Genomic DNA, 8,187 nt, shown 5'->3' on the forward strand with positions numbered 1-8,187 from the left:
ACTTTTGTTAAGGAATATGGCGGAGAAACGGTAATTGCTAAACGCAATTACGGGCAAGATATAGACAAAGGCAGTATGGATTGGTGTCTATACAAGTATCGTCACCTGGTTGAAAATGCCTTTGCGAGAATTAAGCATTATCGAGCTATTTCAAGTATATATGACAAGCTAGAAAGGAATTATGTCAGCATGTTATCTCTGGCATTCATGTTAATGTGGCTACCGATGTATTGCTGAATACGAAATGTACAGCAAAGATCAACACGCCCTAGCTTGCAATAAAAACCAACAAATACAGTAACTTAACCAATGTCATGGAACTTTTCGTAGAAATGGGCGCAATACCCCAATCAGCCACAGAAGATGAGGCACTGCTCGCTTTAGAGCAGTTCTCTGAACGATGGGATAGTAAGTATCCTCAAATCAGTCGCTCTTGGACGGCGCATTGGGACAACCTCAACACCCTGTTTAACTACCCAGAGGATATTCGCTGAGCCATTTACACGACTAACGCCATTGAATCCCTCAACAGCGTTATTAGAAAAGCGATCAAGAAGCGCAAGCTCTTCCCAACGGATGAATCAGCTAGAAAGGTGATCTACCTGGCTATCCGAGATGCTTCCAAGAAGTGGACGATGCCGATTAGGAACTGGCGACAAGCTCTAAACCGCTTTATGATTATGTTCGAAGACCGACTCACTGAATACATGTAACCGCCGACAGTTACACAGAATTATTTACAGGGTCTAGCTCAATTCTGCCCCATTCGGTGTTACGTCGCGCGTTCTCAGTTTCAAGACCATGCTAGTTTACCCTAGAAAAACTAACTCAAACATCCACACAATCAAGGTCTTCGCGCTGGCTCGTTTTCTTAGTTAACACTTGCTAATAGCTTATTAATTAACGGCTTAAAACAGATAATAGTTCGTTTGTGCAGCCGCGGTTTATCGAAAAATTGAATCAGCTTACCAATGAAATACTCTTGGATTTAATTTTTTGCGTCAAGTTCTAAGTATCCATACTTAAGAAGTTTTTTGCCCTCAGCCTTTGTGTCGTTTGCGCTGCTCGCTCCCAAAACCACGGCGATCACACGGCTGTCTCCCTCTACAGAGGACGCGATGATGTTGTAGCCTGCGCTCGATGAGTGACTCGTGCTCAGCCCATCAACTGTCATGGATTTATCCCAAAGAAGCGCGTTTCTGTTGTATTGTGTGATGCCGTTGTAGGTAAACTGTTTTGAAGCGAAGATTTCATAGATTTCCGGAAAATCGCGTATCAAAGCAGAGGATAGTTTCAACAAGTCGTTCGCGGTGGTTTGCCCTTCGGCATCCGATCCAGTGCAATTTACAAAAGTGGTTTGTGTCATATCAAGCTCGCGAGCGGTGGCATTCATTAGCTTCACAAACTCGATCTCAGAGCCGGATACAGCCTCTGCTAACGCGACAGTCGCATCGTTTCCGCGTTGGATTGCCGCCCCTTTCAAAAGTGAATCAATGCTTACTTTCTCCCCTTCGGGTAGAAACATTTTTGGAGCGTCAGGGAATGATTTTGCACTGGCCGCTTGGGAAATGGTTACCTGTTCTGTTAATGATAGTTCCCCTTCCTTAATGGCTTTAGCGGTCAAATAGACGGTCATGATCTTCGCAAAGCCAGATGGGGAAACCGTTTTGTTTATGTCCTTCTCTGTGAGGATTTCACCTGTTGCATGGTCAGCGACGGCATAAGCTGCCGCAGCTATGCTCAGATTAGAGCGAGCTTCACCGTGCGTGGGAAGAAGCATCAGTGCAATGGTTAGTGTGAGTGCGTAAGCAAAGGATTTGTGAGTTTTCATGGCGCACCTCCGATGTGCAAATGGTTTAGGTTAATAATCGATTATTTCAATCAGCTCAACATCAAACACAAGTGTTGAGTTGGGTGGGATAGCTGGTGACCCATGATCGCCATAGGCTAGCTGAGGTGGGATCTGGAATTGGAATGTATCCCCGACGCCCATTAGAGCGACCCCTTCTGTCCACCCCTTTATAACGCGATCTAGAGGGAAAGAGACAGGCTCCCCACGGTCAAAAGAGCTGTCGAATTTGGTTCCGTCCATGAGTCGACCTTCATAGTGCACCTTTACTGTGTCCGTCTTTCTTGGTTTAGCCCCTGAGTTGTCTCCATTGAGTATCCGGTATTTCAATCCCGACTCGGTGGTGGTAAACCCTGTAGAGGCCGTAGATGTTGTCGGTTTAGGTAGGGATGAGCTGCCTTCAAGTTGATGGATTCGAATGAAGTAGTAGTATTCATTGTGCCCTTCTAAATCTCGAAGTCCAGCAAACCCTCCGGAAGTAAATTGGTGACTAACGAAGTACTCCCGAGTGTTCCAAATGACAGCCCTGAAGTGCCCGAACTCCGCGTGGCCTTTGGTTGACTCATTAACGGACAAGTATTCCGAGTCAATGGAAGGTGCAGGTAGTTTAGGATCGCGTGCAAAGGACAGTTTTCCGTCCTTCTTGACCTCATCAGGGTACACCAATTCCAGTATGCATTGGTTCTGATAAAACAGTGGGCTGTTTTCCTTATCTCCCACTTCTTGGCAATAGAAACTGGGTATCCTCCCCTCACTTGCAAACCTTCGGACGAGCTTTTTAAATGCAACTGGGTCGTTTGGACTCTCGCATATCTCCTTTGCCTCTTCGTCCATGTCGTTCTCTGGGATATCTTTGCAAAGGTTGTTGATTCCGTAGCGAAGAAAATCGTCGTATGAGTGCTGGTATTGTGATACCTCATCGACAATCTCCGCGTAAGAGATTGGGGTTCCGAATTTCTCGGTAAGTGGTGTGAATGTATTGTTGTGACCTCGTTCTGCATCGTATAGGAGGCGGAGGTCTACTACATCATATCCTGAGTGCTCGACAAGGATATACTCGGGTATTTCGCCGTCATTGTTGACGTAAATCGTTGGAATACCGTTAGGCTTGCTTACGCGCTTATAGTTACCTTTTTCGATAAAGCTTTGTAATGCCATTGTGTTCATCGAGGGTATGTCGAATTCCTCAGTGGCAAAGCCCTGTTGTGGGAAGATCGCTAGCGCTGACAGAGTAATTTGACAATATTTCATCACACTTGCCGCTCCTTGGTTATCGAATTCAGTGATTGAACGTGCTTCCAAGAATATTGGAATATAGAAAGCGACTTTTGACTTTTCCACTTAAGGGGTAGGTTTAGGTAGAAAATCATGAGATAGTTCTATTCGTGCTGCGACAATGGTGCTAGCTTACTCGAACTTTAGTGCATGGTAGCTCGCACAAAAAGCACCTTAAAGATGCTCTGATTGATTTGTTTGACTCACTAAAAAGCGGCCATTCAGGTTGCAATCGTCCTTACGAACAATATATTAATTCGAACAAGGCAGCGAAGGTGAAAGCAATTATGACCCCGAGTGTTTCTCAACTTCACATGGCTTAATTCGTACATCTAGAGTAAATTCTTCTCCGGTTGCTATATTTTTGTGAGAAGAGCCTTCGTAGTAGTAGTGTGTGTTGAAAACACTGGTTCGAACTGAGGTCATGGAGACTTTCCCATCGTCGTCAAGAAAATCCAAGTTCCATTCTAAGGTAAGTGGAAATCGATTGACGACCTTGTATTTTTCCTCTATTTCTATGCCACCAGCGTTATTCGGATAAACAACTTCACCGATCACAAATGAATTTCCGAATGAGAAGTTGGCGGTCGTTCCATCATCAAATTCACAGTTCACTTTGTACGTGTCGGCAAGCACAAATACCGGAAAAAGAACTAACAATAATAGCCATCTCATCATTTATTTTGCCCTTTTTTATCAAGCGTGAGCTCCAAATTGCACACAGGGCAATGCTCTTTTCCTTGAAAGTACAGTGCGACCGCCATCACTATCATGCCAAGAGGGATGATTAGCCACACATCGCTGGGGACACTGGAAGATTGCGCTCCATACTGCTGTGAGAGAAATTTCTCAGCAGGGCTTTGCATTGCCATAGATACCAGCAAAAAGAAGACGGCGAGCGCGCCAATAACAAGCCCCCAGATGGCCTTGGTGTTTCTTTTGGTGATGCTTCCTACCTGCTTATTGCAGCTCTCACAATGAAGGTTTGCCATGCGTTGATTTCCTTATCTTTGTAGTAGTTAATAGACCTTAATATAGTAAGTAGCAATCCTACCTGACTCCAGTTTTCATCCCGAAAATAAGTAAAAATCAATATTTGGTCAAAATACTCAATGAAATATCTTATACCTTAGTTCGTTTTAAACGCGAAAGTAGTGGTAAATCTACGGTAGATAAACTACCACTAAATAGTTAATTAGTGTAAGTCTCCAAGTTGAACTGTAGTGGTTCACTAAAACTGGCCACTGATATAGAGTTCCCATATTTTTATTTATGGGAACAAGGCAGATACTGACGCCATTCGTAACTCAAAAATGTCCAACAATGAGTTACGATACCCGTAGACTGTATGTGATTTGTCTTTATTTCGAAGATAAGTGCGAACGGTATTCCTTGATATACCCATATCCTTTGCGATGCGGCGGATGCTTCGCCCTTGCTGATGTAAAACGTGTATTTCCACTAGTTGCTCCTGATTGATCATAATCCGCCGCTTTGTCCATGTGTACGAATGGATAGTTTGACTCAGGTGGGTCAATTTTACTTCGGCGATGACACCATTTCTTGTACCGAGAACCAGCCTAGGTTGACCATGTAGCTACTTTCGTTCAAATCACCGATACCAACTAACGCGAAGCTGCGTAAGTCTCGATACTATCGAGCAACGGCTAACGAAATAAGAAGCATCGGCCGATTAGGGCGGTGAGTAGTCACTAAATACTCGCATGTAAGTACAGTAACGGCTCCATCTGCTGATGAAGAATACGAATGATGTAAATATCATGAGAGTGTGCTCGATAATAAATAGCATGTTTATGATGATCGTGACGACGAAGCCCTTCAGCAATTTCCGTACACTCAAAGCCCATCAATGGTTGCTCGGAAAGGGTTAGCAAAACGTTATGCATACTGTCTGTATAAACATCGGCTTGTTCTATGCCAAAGTTCAGTAGCGTGTATTCAAAAATTTGCTCAAAGTCCTCTGCGGCAAGGTTGGACAGTTTATACATCGTGTTTCTGCTTTACTTTGGCCGCGATATCATGAAGGGATAATGAGCACTCGCCGCTTTTTTCACCAGCTTCAATTGCCATTTTTAGAGCAGTAGTTTGTTTCTCCTGCCTTTCGAGTAACCGCAATGCAGAACGAACTACTTCACTTGTTGAGCCATAGCGACCACTCGCTATGAGTTGACCGACAAATTCATCTAACTGAGAGCCAATCGTAACACTAGTTGTGCGTGACATAACTTCACCTTATTGTGTTGATATTTAACACAGCAAGAGTAGATGAACTAAAAATCAAAATCAAATCACGTGTTGTCTTTGACATCCTCCCCTAGCGAATTCGCTAGGGGAGGGTGTCAAACCTGAAAAGAATTAAAATGCTCTTAAAATAGCCTCTTGAGATCCGGAGACATCAATTTGGTAATGGTTTGTTCAGGAACTGAACATCCAGCAGCAAAGTCAATTAAGACAGAATCTGAATCTTGATGACTTCCAAACAATGCTAACCAAGGTGACCGTTGAAACGGCATTAAACGCTGAACTCGATGAGCACCTTGGATATCAAAAACACCAATCCAGAACCAGTCCAACTCCCGCAATGGCTACTCGGGTAAATCAATTATCACCGATGATGGAGAGGTCGATATCGACGTCCCTCGCGACCAAACCAAAATCGCCAAAGGTTAGCTGTCTGCTTGAGCAATTTGCTATGTGTCGCTATAATCTGTACCTAATTATGTACATGAACAGTTTGGAGTGAGAGATGGACGCCATTAGTTACACCGCAGCCAGAGCAAACCTTGCATCTACAATGCAAAAAGTCTGCAATGACCATGCCCCTGTCATCATCACACGCAAGAGCGAAGCACCTGTAGTGATGATTTCATTAGAAGACTACGAAGCAATGCAAGAAACGACATACCTCTTGCGTACCCCTACCAACGCTCGACGATTACTCGAATCCGTCGCAGAACTAGAGTCTGGTAAAGGACAAGAAAGAGAGTTGCTCGAATGAAGTTAACTTTCTCAACCAATGCTTGGGAGGATTATTTGTATTGGCAAAAGACCGACAAAAAAATTCTCAAGCGAATCAATATCCTCATCAAAGATATACAGCGTGAACCATATGACGGTATCGGTAAACCTGAGCCACTAAAGCATGGCTTATCCGGTTATTGGTCTCGCCGCATCAACGATGAACATCGAATTATTTATCGGTATCAAGATGAAACAATTCTGATAGCACAACTGAGATTTCATTACGGCACATAACGAACGATATGGACTCCCTATCCCTGACACTCGGCGTCCGATACTGACTCAGTTCACGCTGAAAAACTGTCAGTTACCATGTCTAACAACAACTGATAGCGAAAGAGCCTAACCCTGAAGATAAGCGTAGCCAGTGCTTATGCAGTACCGAAGAAGGTGAAGCCATTCTGGTGAAGATCACAGATACTGATACAGCGATGCTGAAGAAAATGCAGAAAGGAATTGCGAACGAAGAGTTGGAGTAGTTCTACAATGTTGCCCGCCGAAGGGCTAAAAATTTATCGGAATGAGTACTTCTTTGCCGCTGATGTATCGAAAGCTCTGAATCTCGCTGCAGGTCAGCCAGTATTGAAGATCTGCTGAGTGAACGACAATCAAGATGGATGGCGAGCTTGAGTATTGGCGACCTAATGTGAGCAAGATTTGCATCGATAGCGAAGGGTGACTACTCACTGCCTATCGGGCGAGGGTTACGGCGAAATTGCTAACCCTGCAATAGTAGATTCGGGCTATCGTCATTACTTAAGCCACGTAGGTATCTCAGAACCATTTCATTGCTTTTCCAATCTCCAAGCTGAATGAGTTGGGTAAGTGACAAACCGGCAGCGTAGCCATCTTGGAGAGCCCCCACTCGGCTAGAGTGTCCACTCCAAACCGAGCGATGACCATCATGATTTTGCGTTACACTGTAACCCAGCTTCTCAAGAGAACGGTCAGCACGCTGATATATTCTGTCAATTGTCATACCACTCATAGGGGTCTGCCTGTAACCAGCCGGTCGATGCCCCTTTTTTGTGAGCCAACAGAAAACAAAGTCATCCTCATTCAGAGATGTGCAATACAATTCAATGTAACGCCTCAATATCTTTGAGAACTGTCCGGTTAGCCTTTTAGGTTCGGGAGATATGCTTGTTTTGGATGTTACACGATAGATGTTTATGTCCCCATTTTCGAGGAATTTAACATGCTTTTTGCGTATTTTCCCTATTTCCCCTTCTCGAAGTAGAGTACCATAGGCGACGGTTAGGACAGTTAAGTCTCGGTATGAAAGTGGTATTTTTTCATTACCCCAAATGTCCATCAGTTGTTTTAAGTGATGCTTACGAAATGGCTTGGCCTGTAACTCAATAACTTGAGTTCCGCTTAGTTCCATTTCGTCTTTCATGAGTGATCTAAAAAAACTGGTTAACGAAGGCGACTTCGTCACATCTTCAACCCCCATTATCTTATGGAACAAACTGAGTTGTGCTCGATACTGCTTCAGGCTGTTTATCTTTACGTTAAACTCGAGCCTTTGCCATTTGAACCAGTTCAACAATATTTCGCTATTGATAGGAAAGCTATAAATCTGGTGAGACTTGCAGTACTCATCCCACTTTCTAACAACGAATGCCAGCATCTTTAGTGTATTGACGCTATGACCACCACGATTTTCTTCAAAGGCAACCAAGTTTTTTCGTACCGTCGGTAACAATGCCCAGTCAGGAGCAAAACTATCAGATAAGTCAGGGAAATTAACGCGGAAGCGCCGTAGTTTTTTTTGAGTTTTACGCCACTCTACTTCTACTTTATCTTGAGAATGCAACTGTGACAGCGTCACTTGGTTTTTTCTATTTGCTGGAAAGTTTCCCATGACGATTCTATCTCATTCAACTCAATAGTGTGATATAAATGTAATTATATCACACTATGAGATTGTGATATAATTAGAATAACAATCATCAGTCCTGTAGGCCTCTGAAATGCTAACATATGACAAAATCGTTTGGTGATCACACACAACAAAT

8 protein-coding genes and 5 pseudogenes are annotated in these 8,187 nt (G+C 43.7%); 5 read left to right on the plus strand and 8 right to left on the minus strand.

Features of this window, described 5'->3' with window-relative positions:
- Both AC6R03_RS05765 and AC6R03_RS05770 read left to right on the plus strand, forming a co-directional pair.
- Positions 1-237: pseudogene (locus tag AC6R03_RS05765) on the plus strand (IS5/IS1182 family transposase); the annotation flags it as partial.
- 101 nt (positions 238-338) lie between these two features.
- A pseudogene (locus AC6R03_RS05770) lies at positions 339-713 on the plus strand (transposase); the annotation flags it as partial.
- Positions 714-988: 275 nt separating this feature from the next.
- Here the strand turns inward: AC6R03_RS05770 and AC6R03_RS05775 are convergent.
- The 7 genes and pseudogenes from AC6R03_RS05775 to AC6R03_RS05805 form a co-directional block, all read right to left on the minus strand.
- On the minus strand, positions 989-1,831 hold the full coding sequence (locus tag AC6R03_RS05775; RefSeq protein WP_500630530.1) for a D-alanyl-D-alanine carboxypeptidase family protein: 843 nt from the start codon (positions 1,829-1,831) through the stop codon (positions 989-991).
- A gap of 30 nt (positions 1,832-1,861) precedes the next feature.
- Positions 1,862-2,203, minus strand: a pseudogene (locus AC6R03_RS05780) (FKBP-type peptidyl-prolyl cis-trans isomerase); the annotation flags it as partial.
- Positions 2,204-3,409: 1,206 nt separating this feature from the next.
- Positions 3,410-3,802, minus strand: a complete 393-nt coding sequence (locus AC6R03_RS05785; protein ID WP_500630704.1) for a hypothetical protein — start codon at positions 3,800-3,802, stop codon at positions 3,410-3,412.
- Entirely contained in the window at positions 3,799-4,116 is a 318-nt protein-coding gene (locus AC6R03_RS05790) for a hypothetical protein (RefSeq protein WP_500630705.1), read from the minus strand. Before AC6R03_RS05790 ends, AC6R03_RS05785 begins: the two co-directional genes overlap by 4 nt.
- A gap of 371 nt (positions 4,117-4,487) precedes the next feature.
- Positions 4,488-4,607 (minus strand): annotated as a pseudogene (locus AC6R03_RS05795) (helix-turn-helix domain-containing protein); the annotation flags it as partial.
- A gap of 229 nt (positions 4,608-4,836) precedes the next feature.
- Complete coding sequence (locus tag AC6R03_RS05800; RefSeq protein WP_500630706.1) at positions 4,837-5,133, minus strand: type II toxin-antitoxin system RelE/ParE family toxin; 297 nt, start codon at positions 5,131-5,133, stop codon at positions 4,837-4,839.
- A complete protein-coding gene (locus AC6R03_RS05805; RefSeq protein ID WP_500630707.1) occupies positions 5,126-5,368 on the minus strand; it encodes a type II toxin-antitoxin system ParD family antitoxin in 243 nt (80 codons plus the stop codon). The genes AC6R03_RS05800 and AC6R03_RS05805 overlap by 8 nt, the downstream gene beginning before the upstream one ends.
- A gap of 183 nt (positions 5,369-5,551) precedes the next feature.
- Between AC6R03_RS05805 and AC6R03_RS05810 the strand changes: the two are divergent.
- From AC6R03_RS05810 to AC6R03_RS05820, 3 genes and pseudogenes are all read left to right on the plus strand, one after another.
- Positions 5,552-5,794 (plus strand): annotated as a pseudogene (locus tag AC6R03_RS05810) (transposase); the annotation flags it as partial.
- A 97-nt stretch (positions 5,795-5,891) separates the two neighbouring features.
- Positions 5,892-6,143, plus strand: a complete 252-nt coding sequence (locus tag AC6R03_RS05815) for a type II toxin-antitoxin system Phd/YefM family antitoxin (RefSeq protein WP_500630708.1) — start codon at positions 5,892-5,894, stop codon at positions 6,141-6,143.
- On the plus strand, positions 6,140-6,400 hold the full coding sequence (locus tag AC6R03_RS05820; RefSeq protein ID WP_500627388.1) for a Txe/YoeB family addiction module toxin: 261 nt from the start codon (positions 6,140-6,142) through the stop codon (positions 6,398-6,400). The genes AC6R03_RS05815 and AC6R03_RS05820 overlap by 4 nt, the downstream gene beginning before the upstream one ends.
- Before the next feature lie 484 nt (positions 6,401-6,884).
- On the opposite strand, the gene AC6R03_RS05825 is transcribed toward AC6R03_RS05820, so the two are convergent.
- Positions 6,885-8,033: a tyrosine-type recombinase/integrase gene (locus AC6R03_RS05825; protein WP_500653646.1), complete on the minus strand. Its 1,149-nt coding sequence runs from the start codon at positions 8,031-8,033 to the stop codon at positions 6,885-6,887.
- Positions 8,034-8,187: the final 154 nt, after the last annotated feature.

Source organism: Vibrio sp. R10-SG-ISO4 (genome assembly GCF_059834135.1).